This is a genomic window from Bradyrhizobium sp. 482_C4_N1_8, assembly GCF_052075965.1.
Lineage (GTDB): Bacteria > Pseudomonadota > Alphaproteobacteria > Rhizobiales > Xanthobacteraceae > Bradyrhizobium > Bradyrhizobium barranii.
The window spans coordinates 8,386,585-8,407,704 of record NZ_CP197231.1 but is presented as its reverse complement, the minus strand read 5'-3'; the positions used below and the strand labels follow the sequence as shown (position 1 = coordinate 8,407,704).

The 21,120-nt window shown below is 64.4% G+C and carries 19 protein-coding genes; 15 read left to right on the top strand and 4 right to left on the bottom strand.

Annotated elements, in window-relative coordinates:
* The first annotated feature begins 14 nt into the window (after positions 1–14).
* Both AB7Z56_RS39900 and AB7Z56_RS39895 read left to right on the top strand, forming a co-directional pair.
* Positions 15–1,229 carry a hypothetical protein gene (locus AB7Z56_RS39900; RefSeq protein WP_441256779.1) on the top strand — a complete coding sequence of 405 codons (1,215 nt, stop codon included), beginning with the start codon at positions 15–17 and terminating at the stop codon, positions 1,227–1,229.
* Positions 1,230–1,328: 99 nt separating this feature from the next.
* The gene (locus AB7Z56_RS39895) at positions 1,329–2,702 is read left to right on the top strand and encodes an IS30 family transposase (RefSeq protein ID WP_354266075.1); all 1,374 of its coding nucleotides are present in this window, start codon (positions 1,329–1,331) and stop codon (positions 2,700–2,702) included.
* 162 nt (positions 2,703–2,864) lie between these two features.
* Here the strand turns inward: AB7Z56_RS39895 and AB7Z56_RS39890 are convergent, their stop codons facing one another.
* The gene (locus AB7Z56_RS39890; protein WP_063986736.1) at positions 2,865–3,173 is read right to left on the bottom strand and encodes a hypothetical protein; all 309 of its coding nucleotides are present in this window, start codon (positions 3,171–3,173) and stop codon (positions 2,865–2,867) included.
* Between the two features lie 197 nt (positions 3,174–3,370).
* On the opposite strand from AB7Z56_RS39890, the gene AB7Z56_RS39885 reads away from it, so the two are divergent.
* The 5 genes from AB7Z56_RS39885 to AB7Z56_RS39865 all read left to right on the top strand — a co-directional run bounded on the left by AB7Z56_RS39885 (position 3,371) and on the right by AB7Z56_RS39865 (position 8,577).
* On the top strand, positions 3,371–3,850 hold the full coding sequence (locus AB7Z56_RS39885) for a hypothetical protein (protein ID WP_063985862.1): 480 nt from the start codon (positions 3,371–3,373) through the stop codon (positions 3,848–3,850).
* Between the two features lie 209 nt (positions 3,851–4,059).
* A complete protein-coding gene (locus AB7Z56_RS39880) occupies positions 4,060–5,007 on the top strand; it encodes a TAXI family TRAP transporter solute-binding subunit (protein ID WP_063985861.1) in 948 nt (315 codons plus the stop codon).
* A 190-nt stretch (positions 5,008–5,197) separates the two neighbouring features.
* On the top strand, positions 5,198–7,306 hold the full coding sequence (locus AB7Z56_RS39875; protein WP_063985860.1) for a TRAP transporter permease: 2,109 nt from the start codon (positions 5,198–5,200) through the stop codon (positions 7,304–7,306).
* Positions 7,267–7,680 (top strand): DUF1850 domain-containing protein, encoded by a 414-nt coding sequence (locus AB7Z56_RS39870; RefSeq protein WP_063985859.1) that lies wholly within the window; start codon positions 7,267–7,269, stop codon positions 7,678–7,680. Before AB7Z56_RS39875 ends, AB7Z56_RS39870 begins: the two co-directional genes overlap by 40 nt.
* Positions 7,681–7,770: 90 nt before the next feature.
* Entirely contained in the window at positions 7,771–8,577 is an 807-nt protein-coding gene (locus AB7Z56_RS39865) for an SDR family NAD(P)-dependent oxidoreductase (protein WP_063985858.1), read from the top strand.
* A gap of 166 nt (positions 8,578–8,743) precedes the next feature.
* On the opposite strand, the gene AB7Z56_RS39860 is transcribed toward AB7Z56_RS39865, so the two are convergent.
* Positions 8,744–9,514, bottom strand: a complete 771-nt coding sequence (locus tag AB7Z56_RS39860; RefSeq protein ID WP_063985857.1) for a hypothetical protein — start codon at positions 9,512–9,514, stop codon at positions 8,744–8,746.
* 86 nt (positions 9,515–9,600) lie between these two features.
* Positions 9,601–11,178 carry a cation:proton antiporter gene (locus AB7Z56_RS39855; RefSeq protein WP_084795312.1) on the bottom strand — a complete coding sequence of 526 codons (1,578 nt, stop codon included), beginning with the start codon at positions 11,176–11,178 and terminating at the stop codon, positions 9,601–9,603.
* Positions 11,179–11,295: 117 nt separating this feature from the next.
* Here AB7Z56_RS39855 and AB7Z56_RS39850 point away from each other — a divergent pair, with 117 nt between their 5' ends.
* The 5 genes from AB7Z56_RS39850 to AB7Z56_RS39830 all read left to right on the top strand — a co-directional run bounded on the left by AB7Z56_RS39850 (position 11,296) and on the right by AB7Z56_RS39830 (position 17,277).
* The gene (locus AB7Z56_RS39850) at positions 11,296–12,057 is read left to right on the top strand and encodes a tetratricopeptide repeat protein (protein ID WP_063985856.1); all 762 of its coding nucleotides are present in this window, start codon (positions 11,296–11,298) and stop codon (positions 12,055–12,057) included.
* Between the two features lie 134 nt (positions 12,058–12,191).
* A complete protein-coding gene (locus AB7Z56_RS39845) occupies positions 12,192–13,577 on the top strand; it encodes a tetratricopeptide repeat protein (RefSeq protein WP_063985855.1) in 1,386 nt (461 codons plus the stop codon).
* A 332-nt stretch (positions 13,578–13,909) separates the two neighbouring features.
* The gene (locus tag AB7Z56_RS39840) at positions 13,910–15,820 is read left to right on the top strand and encodes a propionyl-CoA synthetase (RefSeq protein WP_063985854.1); all 1,911 of its coding nucleotides are present in this window, start codon (positions 13,910–13,912) and stop codon (positions 15,818–15,820) included.
* Between the two features lie 259 nt (positions 15,821–16,079).
* A complete protein-coding gene (locus AB7Z56_RS39835; RefSeq protein ID WP_063985853.1) occupies positions 16,080–16,349 on the top strand; it encodes a hypothetical protein in 270 nt (89 codons plus the stop codon).
* A gap of 181 nt (positions 16,350–16,530) precedes the next feature.
* Complete coding sequence (locus tag AB7Z56_RS39830) at positions 16,531–17,277, top strand: OmpW/AlkL family protein (RefSeq protein WP_063985852.1); 747 nt, start codon at positions 16,531–16,533, stop codon at positions 17,275–17,277.
* Between the two features lie 310 nt (positions 17,278–17,587).
* Here AB7Z56_RS39830 and AB7Z56_RS39825 read toward each other — a convergent pair whose 3' ends face one another.
* On the bottom strand, positions 17,588–18,283 hold the full coding sequence (locus tag AB7Z56_RS39825; protein ID WP_063985851.1) for a DUF1013 domain-containing protein: 696 nt from the start codon (positions 18,281–18,283) through the stop codon (positions 17,588–17,590).
* 265 nt (positions 18,284–18,548) lie between these two features.
* On the opposite strand from AB7Z56_RS39825, the gene ispH reads away from it, so the two are divergent.
* The 3 genes from ispH to rnhA are packed head-to-tail and all read left to right on the top strand — an operon-like array spanning position 18,549 to position 20,968.
* Positions 18,549–19,517, top strand: a complete 969-nt coding sequence (gene ispH, locus AB7Z56_RS39820) for a 4-hydroxy-3-methylbut-2-enyl diphosphate reductase (protein WP_063985850.1) — start codon at positions 18,549–18,551, stop codon at positions 19,515–19,517.
* 6 nt (positions 19,518–19,523) lie between these two features.
* Entirely contained in the window at positions 19,524–20,507 is a 984-nt protein-coding gene (locus AB7Z56_RS39815; protein ID WP_063985849.1) for a homoserine kinase, read from the top strand.
* Positions 20,504–20,968, top strand: coding sequence for a ribonuclease HI (rnhA, locus tag AB7Z56_RS39810; RefSeq protein ID WP_063985848.1), 465 nt, complete (start codon positions 20,504–20,506; stop codon positions 20,966–20,968). Before AB7Z56_RS39815 ends, rnhA begins: the two co-directional genes overlap by 4 nt.
* The last annotated feature ends 152 nt before the right edge of the window (positions 20,969–21,120 follow it).

Here is a 21,120-nt window from a genome sequence, read left to right as displayed (position 1 = left end):
GCTAAGAGGGCAGCATGCATCACTCGATTCGAAAACATCTCGCGCTGGTTCCATTCGCGATCGTCCTGCTCGCGCCCACAGCGCAGGGCGGCGAGGCCGACGCGCTGCCGCCGGCCGTCCGCGATGCCAAGGCCCAGCTCTTGTCGCAGTTCTTTGCGCAAGGTGGGGCGTCGCCGGCCGTGCTCGAATATCGCCGCAAGCTGCAGGAATATCAGGCGGCGCGCGGGGCCTTCGACGAAGAGGCGGGTGCCTATTGGAGCCAGATCTCCGAGAAGCGGAAAGGCCGCAACGCCAAGCGGCGCAGCGGACAGCAGGTCACGCTTGACGATTATGTGCTGCAGCATCCGCCGCTCTATAACGGGCCGAAGCGGCCGGTGAATCCGGAGCCGGAGGAAACGCCGGAGCGTCCGACCAGAAAGCCGATACCGGTGGTCGCCGATCTCCTGCAAGCGGCGCGGGAGCTCTATCAGTTCACGCCGCAGCGGCCGTCCAGCGAGGTCGAGTTCAAGCGCGCCTATGCGCGCTACGCGCTCGCCTCCGGGCTGACGCGCGAGCAGGCGGTGCGGGTCTATTCGTTCGAGACCGGCGGCACCGGCAATTACGATGTGCAGGCGGGTATTGAGCATGGCGGCAAGCGCGCGATCTCGACCGCGATGGGCTACAACCAGCTCCTGACCACCAACAGCGTCGAGCTGCTGGCCGAGCAGGGCCATGAACTCATCCGTGCGCTCTCCGAGAAGGTGGCGCGGACGTCGGGACCGGCGCGCCAGCCGCTCGAGCACAAGCTTGCCGTGCTGAAGAAGATGGTGGCGCAGGCGAAATCGGTGCCGGACACCTGGTCGGAGCACGAGAAGATCGGCAACACCGCGCAGGGCTGGGCCATGCATGCCATGGTGCTCGACATCGATATCGGCCCGATGCTGCAAACCCATAAGCTTTTGACTTCGGTGCTGTTCGCGCGCACCAAGGGCTACACCCGGCTGCTCACCGCCGCCGAGCTCGAGATGATGAACCTCACCGGCGACGGCACCGGTCTCGACATGGTGACGATGCCGCAGGCCATGCGCGAGCAGGTGCCGACCTCGAACTTCTTCCAGCGCGGCGGCTACGAGCGCAACCCGGTCGCGATCCGTCACAACACGGTGGCCAAGCTGCTGGCGGTGACGGACACGCGGATGGACAGTAACAGCAACAATGCCGGCGCGCGGGAGCTGGCGGGGGCGTTTTAGTCCTCGCTGCCACATCCTCCGCTGTCATGCCCCGGCTTGACCGGGGCATCCAGGGCGGATTCAATCGGTCGTCGCAACACTCGGAGGTTTGAGGTTGCGATGAACATTGTAAGGCGCCGATCGGCGCAATCAGGACGAGCCCCATTGCCATCGCCAGGACGGCCGTCTGTTGCAGGACGCAATGAACAGAATAAATTTTGGCGGGCGATTGCCGCGGGGCTAAGTAGCGAAGATGCTGCGCTGGAAGCCGGATTGTCACAACCTGTCGGAGGCAGATTATTCCGAAAGGCGGGCGGCATGCCACCAGCGATGTTCAGATCTTCGGCAAATGCGCTCTCCGGGCGGTACCTCTCGTTGGTTGAGCGCGAGGAGATCGCACTGCTCAAGGTGCAGGGCCATTCCATACAGGAGATTGGACGTCGCCTGGGGCGGGCTGCTTCGACAGTCTCCCGTGAACTGCGGCGCAACGCGGCCACCCGCGGCGGCGGGTTGGAGTATCGGGCAACAACTGCCCAATGGCATGCGGATCGATCCGCCCGCCGGCCCAAGCCGACCAAGCTTGCGCTCAATGCAACCTTGCGCACTTATGTGCAGGAGAGACTTGCTGGCGACGTCGTAGCCCCGAGCGGCGCTCCCGTTCTTGGTCCCGTCGTTCCGTGGAAGGGGCGCCGGCATGGCCCGCGCAAGGATCGGCGATGGGCCAAAGCCTGGAGCCCCGAGCAGATTGCCCGACGCTTGCCGATCGACTTCCCGGACGACAAGACGATGCGCATCAGCCACGAAGCTATCTATCAAGCTCTCTTCGTCCAGGGCCGTGGGGCGCTACGCCGCGAGCTGACGGCCTGCTTGCGAACAGGGCGTGTATTACGGATGCCCAGAGCGCGCGTACGCAGGCGAGGCAAGGGTTTTGTCTCCCCGGAGATCATGATCAGTGAGCGCCCTGCTGAAGCTGCCGATCGAGCAGTGCCGGGACATTGGGAGGGAGACCTCATCCTCGGTCTTGGCAGCTCGGCAATCGGCACGCTGGTCGAGCGCACGACGCGCTTCACGATGCTATTGCACCTTCCCCGGTTGGCGGGGCATGGCGAAGCTCCGCGCGTGAAGAACGGACCTGCGCTCGCGGGACACGGGGCCGAAGCCGTGCGCGATGCGATCACGCGCACCGTCATCACCTTACCCGAAGAACTGCGTCGATCGCTGACTTGGGATCAGGGAGCCGAAATGGCTCAGCACGATCGTCTCAAGATCGATGCGGGTATCCAGGTCTACTTCTGCGACCCGCAAAGCCCTTGGCAGCGCGGCACTAACGAGAACACCAACGGATTGCTGCGGCAGTACTTTCCGAAAGGCACAGACCTGAGCATCCACAGCGCCGACGAAATATCCGCTGTGGCAGCGGCCCTCAATGCCCGACCGAGAAAGACACTAGGCTGGAAAACGCCAGCGGAGGCGCTTGACGAACTGCTGTCATGAGTGAAATTAATTGGTGTTGCGACGACCGATTGAATCCGCCCAGTACGCCGCAGCCTCTCGATTGAAGCACAACGGCCTCTGGAATACTGGATCACCCGCCCCAGTGCGCAAGCGCGCACAAGGCGGGTGATGACACCGAGTGCTTGGGTTGGCCGTCGCCCCTTACTGATCCGACCCGAACTTGAACTTGCCGTCGCCTTCGAGATACGGGCCGCTGCGCATGTAGAGCTGGCCGTTGTGGCCGATGAAGAACAGCGTGCCTTTCGGCACCTTCTTGGCGCCCTTCAGGAGTTCACCGGCATTGTTGGTGCCCATCTTGTAGGAGAAGGTCTTGCCTTCCTTGTCATAGGCATAGCCGGTGTCGGGCTTGAGCTCCCAGGGCGTTGCCGCGGTCTGCGCCAATGCGGGTGCGCTGAATGCGCCGAGCGTTGCTGTGAGTGCAAGTGCAAATGTCTTCGTTGAAAATGCCATCATCCCATCCTCCCCATCGTTGGGGTTGCCATCTTGAACAAATCACGAACGGCGTTTACAGGTCAATTTGCGAAAGCGCCGCAGCGCATCACGTCCTGCCCAGCAGTTTGTGATTTTCCCTTCGTCCCCGCGCGACTATGTTCCGCTTTCAGTCTAGAACGCAATTCGACAAAAATATTGGTAGGGGGATGATTCGGATGAACCAAGTCGTGAAAGCCTGCTCAGCCGCCGCGCTGTTGGTGACGGCGCTGGCGCCCGCCGCCCGGGCGGATGACTACCAGCTCAGCCACAACCAGCGGATTTCGTGCAGCCGTGGCCTCGCCCCGGGCAAGCTGAACACCGCGACCTGCAAGTCCTACACCTACCTGTTCAATACCAAGACCTCGGAATATTTCCGCTGCCAGGTCTCGCTCGCGCTGACCCGCGACAACAAGGAAGTCATCAACGTCCAGACCGACGGCGGCTGCACCAAGAAGCCGCGCATCTTCGAGACCGACGGCAAATACGATTTCGACGCGACCGAGACCGAACCGCCGAACACCAACTCGTTCTTCGGCCCCGGCGGCTACTCGGTCTGGGCCGCCGACGTCACCGCGCAGAAGGTGCGCGGCTGCATCATCATCTCCTCCGGCCTCGGCTCCGACATCTCCAAGTGCCTGGACATGACCTTCCAATAAGGGCTTGCCAGCAAGAGCTTGCCAGTAAGGCTTGCCAGCGCGGCGAGACACGCGCCAGACCCTGACTGCGCCACCTCGCCGCACCCGCGGGTTCCCCAAAAATCGAGCCGGGTCAGCCGTTTACCGCAGTCCTGTTGTGACTTTTGGATGGGTTGACCCGCTTCCCCCATCCGGCCAATTTCCCGGCCGGTTTGGGGAGTACAACAACCATGAAACGGACGATTTTCGGCGCGGCCGCGGCTCTTGCCCTGGCGGCGTCGGCACCTTGCGCGCATGCGCAATCCTTCATCAACGTGCTGACCGGCGGCACCTCCGGCGTCTACTATCCGCTTGGGGTCGCGATCGGAAAGATTTACGGCGACAAGATTCCGAACGTGAAGACGCAGGTGCAGGCCACCAAGGCGTCGGTCGAGAACCTGATCCTGCTCCAGCAGGGCCGCGGTGAAATTGCGTTCACGCTGGGTGACTCGCTCAAAGCCGCCTGGGAGGGCGACGAGGAAGCCGGCTTCAAGTCCAAGCTGGACAAGCTGCGCACCATCGGCGCGATCTATCCGAACTACATCCAGATTGTCGCGACCGCCGAATCGGGCATCAAGACGCTCGCAGACCTCAAGGGCAAGAGCCTCTCGGTCGGCGCGCCGAAGTCGGGCACCGAGCTCAATTCCCGTGCGATCCTCGCGGCCGCAGGTATGACCTATAAGGACCTCGGCAAGGTCGAATATCTGCCGTTCGCCGAATCCGTCGACCTCATGAAGAACCGCCAGTTGGGCGCGACGCTTCAATCGGCCGGCCTTGGCGTCGCCTCGCTGAAGGATCTCTCGAGTTCGGCCTCGATCACCGTGGTGTCGGTGCCGAAGGAGACCATCGACAAGATCGGCCCGCCCTTCATCTCGGCAATCATTCCGGCCAATACCTATACCGGCCAGGACAAGGACGTGCCGACCGCGGCCGTGGTCAACTATCTCGTGACGAGCTCCGCGGTGTCGGACGACCTCGCCTACCAGATGACCAAGCTGATCTTCGAGTCGCTGCCCGAATTGCAGAACGCCCATGCCGCGGGCAAGGAGATCAAGCTCGAGGCGGCCGCCACCGGCAGCCCGGTTCCGCTGCATCCCGGCGCGATCCGCTATTACAAGGAAAAAGGGCTGATCAAGTAGTCAGCTTTCGTTATCGGACGTCATGGCCGGGCAAAAGCGCGAAGCGCGTCTTCGCGCAGATGTCCCGGCCATCCACGTTCTTGGAGGCGCCGTGAGCCGTGGATGGCCGGGACAAGCCCGGCCATGACGGTGTGGCGAGCGGAAGCTCAATGTTATAAGCGCCGCAGATGATGGGCGCGGGGATACGGGCATGTTGCAGGCAGAGGGCTCCGCAGAGCCCATCAAGGTTGAATTCGACAATTTCGAGCACGGTTTTCCGGAAGGTTTTGGTCCGGGCTGGTGGGGCCAACTCGCCTACTGGATCGGCATCGCCTTCGCCACCTTCCAGCTCTATGTCGCCGCCTTCAACTATCTGCCGAGCCAGGTGGTGCGCGGCGTCCATGTCGGCTTCCTCGTTCTCCTCACCTTCGGCCTGATCGCCAATTTCACCGCGAAGAGCGATGTCGGTCGCGCGCTCGGCTGGGTGATCGGCGGCGCCGGCTTCTTCTGCGGCCTCTATCAGTGGATCTTCTATGCCGACCTGATTGCGCGCGACGGCGATCCGACCAGGCTCGATCTCGCGGTCGGCACCCTGCTCGCGGTGCTGATCTTCGAGGGCACGCGGCGCCTGATGGGCGCGGCGCTGCCATTGATGTGCGGCGCATGTCTCGTCTACTGGTTCTTCGGGCAGTATCTGCCGTCGCCGCTCAACCATCGCGGCTATGACTTCGACCAGATCGTCACGCATCTGTCGTTCGGCACCGAAGGCTTTTACGGCGTGCCGATCTACGTCTCGGCGACCTACATCTTCCTGTTCATCCTGTTCGGCTCGTTCCTGGAGCGCGCCGGCATGATCCAGCTCTTCACCGACGTTTCTCTTGGGCTATTTGGCAGGACCCGCGGCGGCCCCGCCAAGGTCGCAGTGTTCGCCTCGGGCATGATGGGCACGATCTCCGGCTCCGGCGTCGCCAACGTCGTCACGGTCGGCCAGTTCACGATTCCGCTGATGATCAAGTTCGGCTATCGCCGCGCCTTTGCGGCGGGTGTCGAGGCGACGGCCTCGATGGGCGGCCAGATCATGCCGCCGGTGATGGGCGCGGTCGCCTTCATCATGGCGGAGACGCTCGGCGTCCAGTACTCGGAAATCGTCAAGGCGGCGGCGATCCCCGCCATCCTCTATTTCGCGTCCGCCTTCTGGATGGTCCATCTCGAAGCCGGCAAGCACGGCCTCGTCGGCATGAAGCGCTCGGAGATTCCGAGTGCCTGGAAGGCGCTGGTGACGCGCTGGTATCTCGTGCTGCCGCTCGCGGCGCTCGTCTACATGCTGTTCGAGGGCTTTACGCCGCTCTATGCCGGCAGCATGGGCCTTGCGCTCACGGTGACGCTGATCCTGGGCGCCAGCATCACGGCCGGCGCCTCCTCGATGGTCGTCCGCTCCATCTTCTGGATCGGACTTGCGCTCGTCGTCGGCGCGCTGTCGCGCGACGGTCTCCAGATCGTGCCGGTCGCGAGCGTCGTCGTCGGGCTGATCGTGATCACGGCGTTCGTGCGCGGCGGGTTCGCGGCCTTGCGCGAATGCCGCAATGCGCTGGCCGAGAGTGCGAAGTCGGCGATCACGGTGGGTATGGCCTGCGCCATCGTCGGCGTCATCATCGGCATGATGTCGCAGACCGGCGTCGGCACCATTTTTGGCAGCTGGGTGATCGGTCTCGGCGAGAAGAGCCTGTTCCTGGCGCTGATCATGACCATGCTGCTGTCGATCCTGCTCGGCACGGGCATTCCGACCATCCCGACCTACATCATCACCGCCGCGCTCGCCGCGCCGGCGCTGGCGAAGCTCGGCGTGCCCTTGATCGCGAGCCATATGTTCGCGTTCTATTACGGCATCATGGCCGACCTCTCGCCGCCGGTGGCACTCGCCGCATTGGCGGCGGCGCCGATCGCGAAGGAGAATCCGGACAAGATCGGCTGGGAGGCGATGCGCATCGCGCTTGCCGGTTACGTCATTCCGTTCATCTTCGTCTATTCCCCGGCGCTGATGCTCCAGGCCGGCGACCCCATGGCGGCCAAGCTCGGCTTCTACGGCGCGGTGGCGCTCGCGACCTTCAAGGCGCTGGTGGCGATCGGCCTGTTCGGCATGGTCGCGATCGGCTTCCTGTTCACGCGCATGACGCTGCTCGAACGCGTGCTCGCGCTCGGCGCCGCGCTCTGCCTGCTCGGTGACTTCGCCTTCAGCGACACCGTGGGCTTCCTGCTCTCCGCCGCGCTCGTGCTGTGGCAATGGCGGCAGCGTCCGCCGGCAATTGTCGAGGCGGTGTGAGCCTCTGTTTCGCAACAGCTTCAGGCGTGAAAGCGCTCGCGCTTTCCGCCTTCACGCTGGTGTGGACGCATTCGATTGCGAAGGTCGACTGGCAGGAGGACTGGCGCGTGACGCCTGCCGGCCTCGAACTGGTGCAGGCGCGCGTCAAGGGCACCGGGCCCGGCATGGAGCCGCCGCCCGAGGCGCGGCTCGTCGACGGCTGGTTTCAATGGCAGCCGCAGCGTGCACCGATGCCGGAGGTCGTGCTCGGCAATTCGGGTGCGGCCGGGGAATGGCGGTTATGCCATGACGGGAAGTGCCGGACGTTGTCGGAGATTGTCGGGCACCCGATCGGTGCTAACGTCACGACGATGAAGATTTGTAACGATCCGTAGCCCGGATGAAGCGAAGCGCAATCCGGGAACAGTCGCCCCGGATTGCGCTGCGCTCCATCCGGGCTACAAGAACAGCAAGGGAGAAATGCGATGGATCGGCTCAAGGGCAAGGTTGCGATGGTGGTGGGCGCCGGCTCGATCGGGCCCGGCTGGGGCAACGGCAAGGCGACCGCGGTGACCTTTGCGCGCGAGGGCGCGCAGGTGTTTTGCGTCGACCGCAACGGTGCGGCAGCCGAGGAGACAGCGAAGATCATCACGGGTGAGGGCGGCAATGCGACTGCCTTCACCGCGGACGTCTCGCGCGCGAGCGAGATCGAGGCGATGGTGGCGGCGTGCCTGAAGGCCTATGGCCGCATCGACGTGCTCGACAACAATGTCGGCATCGCCGAGATGGGCAGCGTGGTCGAGGTCGCCGAGGAGAGCTGGGACCGCGTCTTCACTGTCAACCTCAAGAGTGCCTATCTCGCCATGAAGCACGTCGTCCCCGTGATGGTGAAGCAGGGCGGCGGCTCGATCATCAACATCTCCTCGATCGCCTCGATCCGGCATGTCGGGATTTCCTATGTCAGCTACAACGCCAGCAAGGCCGCGATGAACCAGCTGACGCGCTCGACCGCGATCGAGTTCGCGAAGAACCATGTGCGGGTGAATGCAATCCTGCCCGGTCTGATGAAGACGCCGATGGTGGAGCATTCCGCGGGTCTCGCGAACAGCTACGCCAAGGGCGACGTCGAGGCGATGTGGCGCGCCCGCGATGCGCAGGTGCCGATGGGGCACATGGGCGAGGCCTGGGACGTCGCCAATGCCGCGCTGTTCCTGGCGTCGGACGAGTCGAAATATGTGACGGGGATCGAGCTCGTGGTCGACGGCGGGATCACGTGCAAGGCGGGGGCGTAGCTCCAATTTCCGTCGTCGTCCCGGGACGCGCAAAGCGCGAACCCGGGACCCATAGCCACAGGACGAAGTTGCCGCGCGAGCTAGCAACTCCGAGTCTTCGCCAAACCACGTCCTGTGGCTATGGGTCCCGGATCTGCGCTGCGCTTGTCCGGGACGACAGCGGTGACTACTGCGCCAGCGCCAGAATCCCGCCGGCAAACGAATGCCACGCCGCACTCTCGCTGATCGGCCAGTTCAGCACCTTCACCGCCAGCAGCGCGAGCGTGCCGTAAATGTAGACCGGGTGCACGCGGCCATCGGTGCGCCAGTCGCGCGCCATGGCGACGACAAGCAGGAGCGACGCGACCACGGCCGGGGCGATCGTGACGGGCACCGGCGGCGGGCCGGGAGGACCGGGAGGCGCGAGGAAGGTAATGAACCAGCGCGCGATCGCGGCATCGAGGATCGAGACCGCGGCAAGCAGCATCAGGCGCTTGTGAATCTCGGGCTTTCGCGTGTTCACGATCGCGAGCACGAACACCACCGCGAAGAACGCGATGCCGCTCATCGGCACGATCGAGAAGCCGATGCCGGCATCCTTCTGCCCAAGTGCGGCGGCGTGCTGCATCACGTGCACCGAGGCGAGGAAGCCGAAGATCGTCATCGCGGTCGCAAGCGACACGCCGGCAATCCCGAGTGCGCGGTGATTGACCACGCGGCCCGACGCCGCGAGCCAGGTCTGGATCACGAAATAGAGAGACCAGGTGAAGAACAGGAGCCCGTGAAAATGAATCACCGGGCTCGCCGAAAACGTCCGCTGCGCGAGCGGTACGAAATAGGTCGGCGCGAAGCCGAGAAACGCGGTGGCTGCGCAGGCCAGTGCCATATTGAGATAAAAATATCGTGCAGGCGACGCATCACGCGCGCGTACACGACGGTCGTCGATCAAGGTCGTCATCTGGAATGAGTCTGGAGAGGCGGTGTTTGGTTCAAGCTCCTAACCACCTGGATAGGCCGGCACGCCGCTCAACGCTCGAGCGGAGTTTAACCGTCGGCGCTCAATTCTGCGCGATCGAGCTCTTCCTCGATCCGGTGAAACGCGTCGTCGCCGATCACTTCGGTATCGCGAAGGCCGAGGATCGATTTGCGCGCGGCCTCGATGGCGCGGCGGCGCAGCGGATCGGCGGGCAATTCGCCGCTGGCGATGCCGCCGTGCGGATCGTCGTCGGCCTGCATCAGGATGGCGCGGTATTCGAGCCGCAGGATTTCCGCCTCCTCCGACGGATCGTCCTCGATCGCATCGAGCGCGGCGCGATAGGCGACTGCGCGGGCGCGCGCGACCTCGATACCGACGGGATCGTCGTCCTTGAGGCCGAAGGCGAGAATCAGCGGCCGCAGCGTCAGGCCCTGGATGACCAGCGAGCCCAGCACCACCGCAAAGGCGATGAAGACGATGAAGTCGCGGTAGGGGAAGTTTTCCGGCAAGGCGAAGGCGGTGGCGAGCGTGACGAGACCGCGCATGCCGCACCAGGAGATGATGAGGCCACCCTTCGGCGAGGCAACCTGCTTGGGATCCTTCGGATGATAGAGCCCGTGCGCGATCAGGACGCGCAGCGTCGCGCGGTAGAACGTGATCCAGGCAAGCCGCACCAGGACCACCGTGAGCAGGATCCAGGCTGCGGCCACGCAATATTCCCAGCGCACCTCCGCGTCGAGCCGCGTCCAGATCGGCCGCATCTGCATGCCGATCAGCATGAAGGCGAGCACGTTGAGCACGAACACCATCGTTTCCCAGACCGCATAGGACGGCACCCGTAACCGCGCCGGCATGCGCGCCCCCGCCGTGCGCGCGACGGTGATGGCGTAGACGACGATGGTGAGGATGCCGGAGAGGCCGAGATGCTCGGCTGCGATCCAGACCATGAAGGTGGTGGCGAACTGCACGATGATCGCGCTCGGCGCTTCCTTCACGCGTTCCAGGAACAGCGGGATGATGCGCCCGGCCAAAAGACCGGCGAGGACGCTGCCGACCAGCCCGAGTGCGATCGTCGGCGCGACCTCGCTCCATTTCAGATGCTCCATGACGACAGCGCCGACCGCGATGCGATAGATCAGGAGCGCGCTGGCGTCGTTGAGCAGGCTCTCGCCCTCCAGGACCTTCACCATGCGATAGGGCAGCTTGACCTGGCTCAGGATTGCAACCGCTGCCGCGGCATCCGGCGGGGCCACGATGGCGCCGAGCGCAATGGCGGCGGCCCAGGGCATGTCAGGCATCAGCCGGTGCGCGACGAAGGCCACGCCGACCGTGGTCAGGCCGACCGCGGCGACCACCAGGGTCGAGACCGGAACCCAGTTGTTGCGGAGATCGCGCAGCGAGGTGTCGAAGGCGGCATCCATCAGCACCGGTGCGACAAAAAGTGCCAAGGCGAGGTCGGGTTCGAGCGTCCAGGAGGGGCTGTTCGGCACGAAGGCGATCAGCGCGCCGCCGATGGCGAGAAAGGTCGGGTAGGGGACCTTGATCCGCCGCGCCAGCGCCGATAATGCAACGGCGCCGAGCAGAAGCACGATGATCCATTCGAATGTCGACACGTTGATCCCCGAAACCGATTTTGGCCGTGCCACAAGCTAGCACCAATCCGGCCGTATGATGGATAGTGCACCCTCAAGGCAAGGCTCAAGCCAGACCCAGGCCAAAACCCAGGCCAAGACTCAAGCCAAGACTTTCCGACTGCAGCTAGCATGCGTTCTCAAAATCTCATTCGATTGTCCGGCGCGGTGGCGCTCTGTGCGCTTTCGCTAGGGGCGGCCCATGCCGCGACCGGCGGCGAGCCCGCCGCCGTCGTGCAGGTCGATGTCGCGCCGTGCCTCGCTGCTGCTGCCGCCGACGACATGGACAAGGCCGGCTCCGCCTGCGCCTCCGTCATCGACAACGAGAAGACGGCCAAGGCGGACCTGGTCAAGGCGCTGGTCGCGCGCGGCGCGCTTTATGCGCGGCATGACCAGGTCGACCGTGCGATCGCCGACGACAGCCGCGCTCTTCAGCTCGATCCGACCCTGGCCGACCTCTTCAACGCCCGTGGCGAGCTCTGGCTGAAGAAGGGCGATAAGCCGAAGGCGGTGCAGGATTTCGGCGCCGCGCTGAAGATCGATCCGAACCACGAGAAGGCCAAGGCCAATCACAAGGCGATGGCGCGCGAGCTCGAGCGGATCGGCGCGCAGATGGCGGTGGCCGGCAAGCCCAGCTTCAATTGCAGGAGTGCGGCCCGGGCCGTCGAGAAGGCGATCTGCGCCAACCGCGAGCTCGCCGATCTCGATCGGGAGATTTTTGCGTCGAACGCCCGCGCGATCCGGGAGGCACGCAATCCTGCGGAAGCTAAGGCGCTTCAGCGCGAGCAGGACGAGTTCATTGTCCGCCGCAATGCTGGATTTGGCCGGCCGGGCTATGATCTCAAGAAAGCGATGCAAGACAGATTGCAGCGGCTGAACGGGGTGGACGGGTAGTGAGGCGGTCTTCGGCTCTCCCCGCAAGCGGGGCGAGGGAGTGCGGGCGGCGGTGCGTCCCAACAGGGCCGAATTGAACCCATTCCTCGCCCGCCGCGACAATGGTGAAAACCTGATGTCACGGAGTCTCCCTGATGTGCGGCACGCGTTCTTCCGCGCAAATGTTCCCGTTTGCCAAAATTCCGCTTCGCGCCTTCCTGCTCAGCGCTGCAATGAGCCTTGTCCTCGCCGCCCCGGCCTCTGCTGCCGTCGATTGCGTGATGGGCAGCAAGACTGCGCCCGCCGAACTGATCACGGCGTGCGGCGCCATCATCGACCAGACCACCAATTCGAGCTCAGACCGCGCCGCCGCGCTGCTGGTGCGCGCCGACGCCAATGCGCGAACCTCAGGCGGCCTCACGCAGGCGCTGCGGGATATCGACCGCGCCATCGCGCTGGACGGCAAGAACGCAAAGGCATGGCGCCTGCGCGGCGACCTGCTGCGCGAGGCCGGCGGCGATCTCAACCGTGCCGCGGCTGATCTCAGCAAGGCCATCGAGCTCGATCCGCAGGACGCGGAAGCCTACGAGCTGCGCGGCGTCGTCTACACCAATCAGCGCCGGCTCGACCGCGCGCTCGCCGATTACGATCAGGCGATCAAGCTGAAGCCGGATGATGCGCAGGCCTGGTCCGACCGCGGCGTGAACTATTATCTCGGCGGCGACAACGAGAAGGCGATCCGCGATCTCAGCGAGGCGCTGCGGCTCGATCCGAACCGGCCGCGCGCCTACACCAATCGCGGCGCGGCCTACAAGAAGCTCGGCCAGCTCGACAAGGCGGTCGCCGATGACGGCGAGGCGATCAAGCTCGATCCGAAGGTCCCCGAATATTACGACAATCGTGGCCTGGTACTGGCCGCAATGGGTGAGTACGACAAGGCGATCGCCGACTACGACCAGGCGCTGCGGCTGGCGCCGCGGCCGAGCTTCTTCACCAACCGCGGCGATTCCTACCAGCTCAAGGGCGAGCTTGGCGCGGCGCTCAGCGACTACGAGGCTGCGCTGAAGATCGATCCGAATTTCGCGCAGACCTATAACAACCGCGCGGTGCTCTACAAGAAGATGAGTGAGCGCAGGAAGGCGCTGGCCGATTACGAGACGGCGCTGAAGCTCGATCCCGGCAACGAGAACGCGGCCAACGGCCGCCGCACCATGATGGCGGAGATCGCGAAGTTCGGCGCCGAGCCGCTGCGTCCGCTCGCGGCGAATTCCGGCAACGGCCCGTCGTTCGATTGCGCCACGGCGAAGCGCGAGGTCGAGAAGGTGATCTGCGCCGATCCGCAACTCGGCGTGCTCGATCGCCAGATCGCCGAGACCTATGAGCGCGTGCTGAAGGTTACGAAAGGCCGCTCGGCCGGCGATCTCCGCAAGACCCAGCGCGATTTCCTCGCCACGCGGAATGCGAGCTTCGGCCGGCCTGGCTATGATCTGAGGAAGGTCATGCAGGATCGGTTGCAGCGGCTGAATGCGATGGAGAGTTGAGGCGCCTCTACGCGCACACTGCGTTCCCTCCCCCCTTGCGGGGGAGGGTTAGGGAGAGGGTGGCCACAAACTCTAGACTGAGTTCGTGGCCACCCCTCTCTCCCGCTCTCCCCCGCAAGGGGGGAGGGGGCTCACCTTTGTCGTGGCTCCAGCTTGCCTCGATGGCCTTTCTTCCCTCCCTCCCAAAGACCCATCCTTTTCAGCTTGAACCGCGGCCCGTTCCCGGGAAAATACCTCTCAAACAACGCCGGCACTTGATCCCTGTCATGGCGGGACGCTCGTCCTGTCGGTCAGGTCAAGGCAAGGCGACTAAAGGGAACGGGAGCGCGGGAATGAACGTCAAGGGAACGAGTCTCTATCACGAGGTCCATGCGCGCTCGCTGGCTGATCCCCAGGGCTTCTGGGCCGAGGCGGCCACGGAGATCGACTGGATCGAGCCGCCAAAGACGATCTTCGATGCCTCGCAGGGCGTCTACGGCCGCTGGTTCATGGGGGGCGTCGTCAACACCTGCTACAACGCGCTCGACCGCCATGTCGAACGCGGCCGCGCCGACCAGGTTGCGCTGATCCATGATTCGCCGCTGACGGGCTCGGTCACCAAGTTCACCTATGCGGAGCTATTGGGTGAGGTGCAGGCGCTCGCCGCCATCATGCAGGATTTTGGCGTCGCCAAGGGCGATCGCGTCATCCTGTATATGCCGATGGTGCCGGAAGCCGTCGTCGCGATGCTCGCCTGCGCGCGCATCGGCGCGGTGCACTCGGTGGTGTTCGGCGGCTTTGCCGCCAAGGAACTCGCCACCCGCATCGACGACGCTCAGCCGAAGCTCATCCTCTCCGCGAGCTGCGGCATCGAGCCCGGCCGGATCGTGCAGTACAAGCCGCTGCTCGACGAGGCGATCAAGCTTGCGGGCACGAAGCCGAAGGCCTGCATCGTGCTGCAACGTCCCCAGCACATCTGCGACCTCACGCCGGGCCGCGACTACGATTGGGCGAGCCTGCGCCGCAAGGCGATGAACGACGGCAAGAAGGCCGCTTGTGTGCCTGTCGCCGCCACCGATCCGCTCTACATCCTCTACACCTCAGGCACGACCGGGATCCCCAAGGGTGTCGTGCGTGACAATGGCGGCCATCTCGTCGCGGTGAAATGGTCGATGTTCAACCTCTATGGCGTCAAGCCGGGCGAGGTCTGGTGGTGTGGCTCCGACATCGGCTGGGTGGTCGGCCACAGCTACATCATCTATGGCCCGCTGCTGCATGGTGCGACGTCGATCATGTACGAGGGCAAGCCAATCGGCACGCCCGATGCCGGCGCGTTCTGGCGCGTCATCAGCGAGCACAAGGCGGTCGCCTTCTTCACCGCGCCGACGGCGTTCCGCGCGATCCGCAAAGAGGATCCGGAAGGCAAGTTCATCCGGCAATACGACCTGTCGCAATTCCGCACGCTGTTCCTCGCCGGCGAGCGTGCCGATCCGCCGACGGTGGAATGGGCGGAGCAGCAGCTCAAGGTGCCGGTGATCGACCATTGGTGGCAGACCGAGACGGGCTGGTGCATCGCCGGCAATCCGGTCGGTCTCGGCATGCTGCCGGTGAAGCATGGCTCGCCGACGGTGCCGATGCCGGGCTACCAGGTTGACGTCGTCGACGAAGCCGCAAAGCCCGTCGGCCCCAACACCATGGGCTCGATCGTCATCAAGCTGCCGATGCCGCCGGGTTGCCTGCCGACGCTGTGGAATCAGGATGCGCGCTTCAAGGACGCCTACCTCACTGAATTCCCCGGCTACTACAAAACCTCGGACGCCGGCTACAAGGATGAGGACGGCTATGTCTTCGTGATGGGCCGCACCGACGACATCATCAACGTCGCCGGCCATCGTCTCTCCACGGGCGGCATGGAGGAGATTCTGGCCTCGCATCCGGACGTCGCCGAATGCGCCGTGCTCGGCGTCAAGGACGCGATCAAGGGCGAGGTGCCCTGCGGCTTCCTGGTGCTCAAGGCCGGCGTGAAGCGCGCGCCTGCGGAGATCGAAAAGGAGATCGTCGCGCTGGTGCGCGACAGGCTCGGCCCCGTCGCCGCCTTCAAGCTCGCCATCACCGTCGGCCGCCTGCCGAAGACGCGCTCGGGGAAGATCCTGCGCGGCACCATCAAGAAGATCGCCGATGGCGAAGCCTGGACCATGCCGGCCACGATCGAGGATCCCAAGGTGCTGGACGAGATCGGCGAGGCGCTGAAGGGCAGGGTGTGAGGCGATCTCCGCTGTCATCACCCGCGAAAGCGGGTGATCCAGTACGCCGCGGCCGGAGTTGTGTGACCCAATGACCGCCGCGGAGTACTGGATTCCCCGCCTGCCGCCTACGCTAAAGCTTCGGCGCCCCTGGACCTCAACCCGGCGAAGCCTTGGCGTAGCCGGGTCGCGGGGAATGACAGCGCGTGGGGAACGACGCCCAGGGACTTACAATCTCCTCATTCCGGGCTAAACAGGGCCGGCCAACAGGGGACCTCGTATGCCACTCGCCACCGCGCCGCGCCTGCTTGTCGCCGTGCTGCTCGCCATCGCTGTCTCCGCCTGCTCCGCGCGCTACCAGACGCCGGTGGCGGTGGGCGGTGACGATGACGACGCGGTCTGTCAGAGTCGCGGCTATGCGCAGGGCTCGCCCGAATACGTGGCCTGCCGCAAGGACCGCGACGTCCAGCGCAACGCTGCCACCGCCCGGTCCGACCGCCGTCAGCGCGATCTCGGCGAGTACATGCTGAACCATCCCGACCGGCCGTGACATCGGCTACGGAATTATCCTGCGCATTCATTCGCGTATCTCGTGACACATCGGCAACGCCACAACCAAATCGTGTCGCGTCAGTCCTGATTTGATCGGCGTCAAATCCATCACCATCCCCTTTCTGCTCTGACGCTGACGTCGCGCAACGACGCGCGAGAGATGGCTGAAGGGGAATGCAATGAACGGAACGACAAAAAACCTGGCGCGGCTTGCGACGGTTGGCGCGATGCTCGTGGGGACTTTTGGCTCGGTGCAGGCGGCCGATCTGCCTGTCTACAAGAAGGCACCGCCGTCGGTAGAAGCGTTCAATCCGTGGATGGTGCGTCTGCGCGTGCTTGGCGTGTTGCCGGATGCCGGTAGCTCAACCGTCAATGTCGCAGGCGTGCCGTCGCTGTCGTCGCCGAATTCCGGGCTCTCGATCAGCGACCAGGTCGTGCCCGAGCTCGACATCAGCTATTTCTTCACCAAGAACATCGCGGCCGAGCTGATCCTCGGCGTGACCAGGCACTCGATCAGCGGCAACGGCTCGCTCGCGAACCTGCCGATCGGCAAGACCACGCTGCTGCCGCCGACGCTGACCTTGCAATATCACTTCGACAATTTCGGCGCGTTCAAGCCGTATATCGGCGCCGGCGTGAACTACACCGTGTTCTTCAACAATTCGGCTGCCAATACGCCAGCCGCCATCGTCGGTCCGCCCGCGATCGTTGCCACCACCACCAGCGTGCACGTCAGCAACGCCTGGGGCGGTGCCGTGCAGTTCGGCTTTGACTACATGCTCGACCGGCACTGGGGTCTCAACGTCGACGTCAAGAAGCTCTGGCTGCGGCCGGATTACTCAGCGACCGTCAGTGGCCTGCCGGTCACAGGCACCGCGCATATCGATCCGTGGCTGGTCGGTGGCGGTGTGACGTACAAGTTTTGATACGTCGTTGCTGTCGTTTTCGAGCTGTCGCCTAGGCGAACCCTGCGCTCCCTCCCCCCTTGCGGGGGAGGGCAGGGGAGAGGGGTAGCCCAGCAAACGGTGCGTGAGAGTCGCGCGAGACGCTTTGAGTTGATGGAGAGAGTCCCCGTGGGGCACCCCTCTCCCCTGCCCTCCCCCGCAAGGGGGGAGGGGACTGCAGCTTGCGTGTGGCTGCATCTGTGCCGATCGCGAGGGTCTCCGCAAAACAAAAACGCGGCAGGTTTCCCTGCCGCGTTCAAATTGCGTTCGATCGTAAACCGGGAGGGGAGCCTTACTCCTCCTCCTCGTCCTGCTTCTTGCCGCCGAGCGTCTTCAGCTTGGCGAACACGGCGTCGACGTTGAGATCGTCGTTCGATCGCTCCGCCGGCTCGTACTCGTCCTTCTTGGTGGTTTCGGAAGCCGGCAGCAGGGTGGCGCCGCCATAGGCTGTGTCGATCGGCTTTTCCTTCGCCGCGCGCGCCACTTCGAAATCGAGCTCGATCTGCGAGCAAAGGCCAAGCGTCACCGGGTCGATCGGGGTCAGCTGGGAGGTGTTCCAGTGGGTACGGTCGCGAACGCTGGCGATGGTGCTCTTGGTGGTGCCGACCAGACGCATGATCTGGGCGTCCTTGAGCTCCGGATGGCTGCGCAGCAGCCAGAGGATGGCGCTCGGGCGCTCGTGGCGGCGGGAGACCGGGGTGTAGCGCGGGCCCTTGCGCTTGGGCTGCGGCGGCAGCACGACCTTGCTCTCCTGAAGGCGGAGCCGGTAGTCCGGGTTCTTCTCGCCCTTCTCGATCTCCTCGCGGGTCAGCTGGCCGTTGGAGAGGGGATCCATGCCCTTGATGCCCTGGGCAGCGTCGCCGTCGGCGATCGCACGCACCTCGAGGGGATGCATCTTGGTGAAATCGGCGACCTGGTCGAAGGTCAGCGCGGTGTTGTCGAGCAGCCAGACGGCGGTCGCCTTGGGCATCAGAGGTGCGTTGCTCATGGCAAATCTCCTTTGTGCTTCGCCCACCCCTCTGGAGGCGAAACCGGTGGTCATCAGCGATGACAGGGAATTCGCGCTATATAAGCCCTGAGGGGCTAGCCACGCAATGGTTCTGCTATAGATAGTGCCTTGACAGAGCCCGAAAGGGGGCCCAATTCCCTTGGAAGCGCCTGTAAAGTCCTAGCAGACCCCTTTAAGCCCTATTCCATCCATTGACCGCCCCCGCCAGAAGGCGAAACGGGTGATTCGGTCCCGAGATCGCTCAATGTCAGCCAAACCAGACCTCAAGATCGTGCTTTGTTCTCCCCGCGGCTTCTGCGCCGGGGTGGTCCGGGCAATCGACACCGTGGAACGGGCGCTCGATAAATACGGCGCCCCCGTCTATGTTCGCCACGAGATTGTGCACAACAAATACGTCGTCGACGGGTTGAAGAAGAAGGGCGCGATCTTCGTCGAAGAGCTCGCCGAAATCCCGGAAAACACCACTGCGCCGGTTGTGTTCTCGGCCCATGGCGTGCCGAAATCGGTGCCGGCCGACGCCACCTCCCGCAATCTGTTCTCGCTGGATGCGACCTGCCCGCTGGTGACCAAGGTGCACCGCGAGGCCGCGATCCACTTCAAGCGCGGCCGCGAGATCTTCCTGATCGGCCACTCCCACCACCCCGAAGTGGTCGGCACGCTCGGCCAGCTTCCGGTCGGCGCCGTAACCCTGATCGAGACCGCCGAGGACGCCAAGACCATCGTCCCGAAGAACCCCGACAACATCGCCTTCGTGACGCAGACCACGCTGTCGATCGATGACACCGCGGAGATCGTGGCGCTGCTCAAGGAGCGTTTCCCGAACATCAACGGCCCGCACAAGGAAGACATCTGCTACGCCACCACCAACCGCCAGCTCGCGGTGAAGAAGGTGGCGCCGGTCGTCGACGCCCTGATCGTGGTCGGTGCGCCGAACTCGTCGAATTCGCAGCGCCTGCGTGAGGTCGCTGAGCGCGAAGGCTGCGGGATCGCGGTGCTGGCGCAGCGCGCCACCGACATCGACTGGACCAGGTTCGGCAACATCAAGAGCCTCGGCATCACCGCGGGCGCGTCCGCGCCGGAAGTGATCGTCGAGGAGATCATGGATGCCTTCGCCGAGCGCTACACGCTGCATGTGGAGACGGTCTCGGCCGCGGAAGAGAACGAGTTCTTCCCGTTGCCGCGCCAGGTGCGTCCCGAAGCCGCCGCCGAGTAGACTTTTATGGCGGTCTACACCGACGTTGCCGCCGACGAGCTTGCGGATTTCCTGAAGCCATACGATCTCGGCGAATTGCTCTCCTACAAGGGCATCGCCGAGGGCGTCGAAAACACCAACTTCCTGCTGCACACGAGCAAAGGCTCGTTCATCCTCACGCTCTATGAGAAGCGCGTGGCGAAGAACGACCTGCCGTTCTTCCTCGCGCTGATGACGCATCTCGCCGAGCACGGCGTCACCTGCCCGCTGCCGGTGAAGGCCGGGGACGGCGAGGCGCTGCGCGAGCTGTCGGGCCGGCCGGCCGCGATCATCACCTTTCTCGAAGGCGTCTGGCCGCGCAAGCCGAATGTGGCCCATTGCGCCGGCGTCGGCGAGGGGCTGGCCAGGATGCATCTGGCCGGCGCCAATTTTGCGATCAAGCGTGGCAATGCGCTGTCGGTCTCCGGCTGGCGGCCGCTGTTCGACGCGGCGGCAAGCCGCGCCGATGAGGTCCAGCCGGGCCTGCATGCGTTTCTCGCGGCCGAGCTCGACTATCTCTCGAGCGGGGTCTGGCCGAGCAATCTGCCGGGGGGCGTGATCCACGCCGATCTCTTCAACGACAACGTCTTCTTCCTCGGCGACAAGCTCTCCGGCATCATCGACTTCACCTTCGCCTGCAACGACATGCTGGCCTATGACGTCGCGATCTGCCTGAATGCCTGGTGTTTCGAGCCGGACCATTCGTTCAACGTCACCAAGGCGCGCGCCTTCCTCAATGCCTATGGCCGGGTGCGAAAACTCTCCGAGGCGGAAGAAGCCGCGCTGCCGCTGCTCGCGCGCGGCGCCGCGATCCGCTTCCTGCTGACGCGGCTGGTCGACTGGCTCAACGTGCCTCCAGGAGCGCTGGTCAAGCCCAAGGATCCGCTGGAATATTTTCGCAAGCTGCGCTTCCACCAGAGCGTTTCCAGCGTGCGCGACTACGGGCTGATGCCGTCAGGACTGGTCGCGTGAGCGAGCTTCCCATTGTCACGATCTATACCGACGGCGCCTGCTCGGGAAATCCCGGGCCGGGCGGCTGGGGCGCGATCCTGAAGTTCGGCGACAAGGAAAAAGAGCTGAACGGTGGCGAGCGCCACACCACCAACAACCAGATGGAATTGATGGCCGCGATCTCCGCGCTCGAAGCGCTGAAGAAGCCGTGCAGCGTCGATCTCTATACCGACAGCCAGTATGTGCGGCAGGGCATCACCGGCTGGATCCACGGCTGGAAGCGCAACGGCTGGCGCACTGCCGACAAGAAGCCGGTGAAGAATGTCGAGCTATGGCAGCGCCTCGATGCGGCGCTGAAGCAGCACGAGGTCCGCTGGCACTGGGTCAAGGGTCACGCCGGGCATCCCGAGAACGAGCGCGCGGACCAGCTGGCGCGGGACGGGATTGTGAAGGCGCGGTTGCAGCAGCGGGTGGCGGAGTAGAGCGCGGCCGCGGCCACTCTACCGTCATTGCCGCCTCATTCTCAGCTGTCATCGCCCGGCTTGACCGGGCGATCCAGTACTCCGAGACGGTTGTGATTGAGCCGAGAAGCCTCGGCGTACTGGATGCCCCGCCTTCGCGGGGCATGACAGTG

Coding starts and splice junctions, on each gene's coding strand:
- AB7Z56_RS39900 (WP_441256779.1), top strand. CDS start 15: ATGCATCACTCGATTCGAAAACATCTCGCGCTGGTTCCATTCGCGATC.
- AB7Z56_RS39895 (WP_354266075.1), top strand. CDS start 1,329: ATGAACATTGTAAGGCGCCGATCGGCGCAATCAGGACGAGCCCCATTG.
- AB7Z56_RS39890 (WP_063986736.1), bottom strand. CDS start 3,173: ATGGCATTTTCAACGAAGACATTTGCACTTGCACTCACAGCAACGCTC.
- AB7Z56_RS39885 (WP_063985862.1), top strand. CDS start 3,371: ATGAACCAAGTCGTGAAAGCCTGCTCAGCCGCCGCGCTGTTGGTGACG.
- AB7Z56_RS39880 (WP_063985861.1), top strand. CDS start 4,060: ATGAAACGGACGATTTTCGGCGCGGCCGCGGCTCTTGCCCTGGCGGCG.
- AB7Z56_RS39875 (WP_063985860.1), top strand. CDS start 5,198: ATGTTGCAGGCAGAGGGCTCCGCAGAGCCCATCAAGGTTGAATTCGAC.
- AB7Z56_RS39870 (WP_063985859.1), top strand. CDS start 7,267: ATGGCGGCAGCGTCCGCCGGCAATTGTCGAGGCGGTGTGAGCCTCTGT.
- AB7Z56_RS39865 (WP_063985858.1), top strand. CDS start 7,771: ATGGATCGGCTCAAGGGCAAGGTTGCGATGGTGGTGGGCGCCGGCTCG.
- AB7Z56_RS39860 (WP_063985857.1), bottom strand. CDS start 9,514: ATGACGACCTTGATCGACGACCGTCGTGTACGCGCGCGTGATGCGTCG.
- AB7Z56_RS39850 (WP_063985856.1), top strand. CDS start 11,296: ATGCGTTCTCAAAATCTCATTCGATTGTCCGGCGCGGTGGCGCTCTGT.
- AB7Z56_RS39845 (WP_063985855.1), top strand. CDS start 12,192: ATGTGCGGCACGCGTTCTTCCGCGCAAATGTTCCCGTTTGCCAAAATT.
- AB7Z56_RS39840 (WP_063985854.1), top strand. CDS start 13,910: ATGAACGTCAAGGGAACGAGTCTCTATCACGAGGTCCATGCGCGCTCG.
- AB7Z56_RS39835 (WP_063985853.1), top strand. CDS start 16,080: ATGCCACTCGCCACCGCGCCGCGCCTGCTTGTCGCCGTGCTGCTCGCC.
- AB7Z56_RS39830 (WP_063985852.1), top strand. CDS start 16,531: ATGAACGGAACGACAAAAAACCTGGCGCGGCTTGCGACGGTTGGCGCG.
- AB7Z56_RS39825 (WP_063985851.1), bottom strand. CDS start 18,283: ATGAGCAACGCACCTCTGATGCCCAAGGCGACCGCCGTCTGGCTGCTC.
- ispH (WP_063985850.1), top strand. CDS start 18,549: ATGTCAGCCAAACCAGACCTCAAGATCGTGCTTTGTTCTCCCCGCGGC.
- AB7Z56_RS39815 (WP_063985849.1), top strand. CDS start 19,524: ATGGCGGTCTACACCGACGTTGCCGCCGACGAGCTTGCGGATTTCCTG.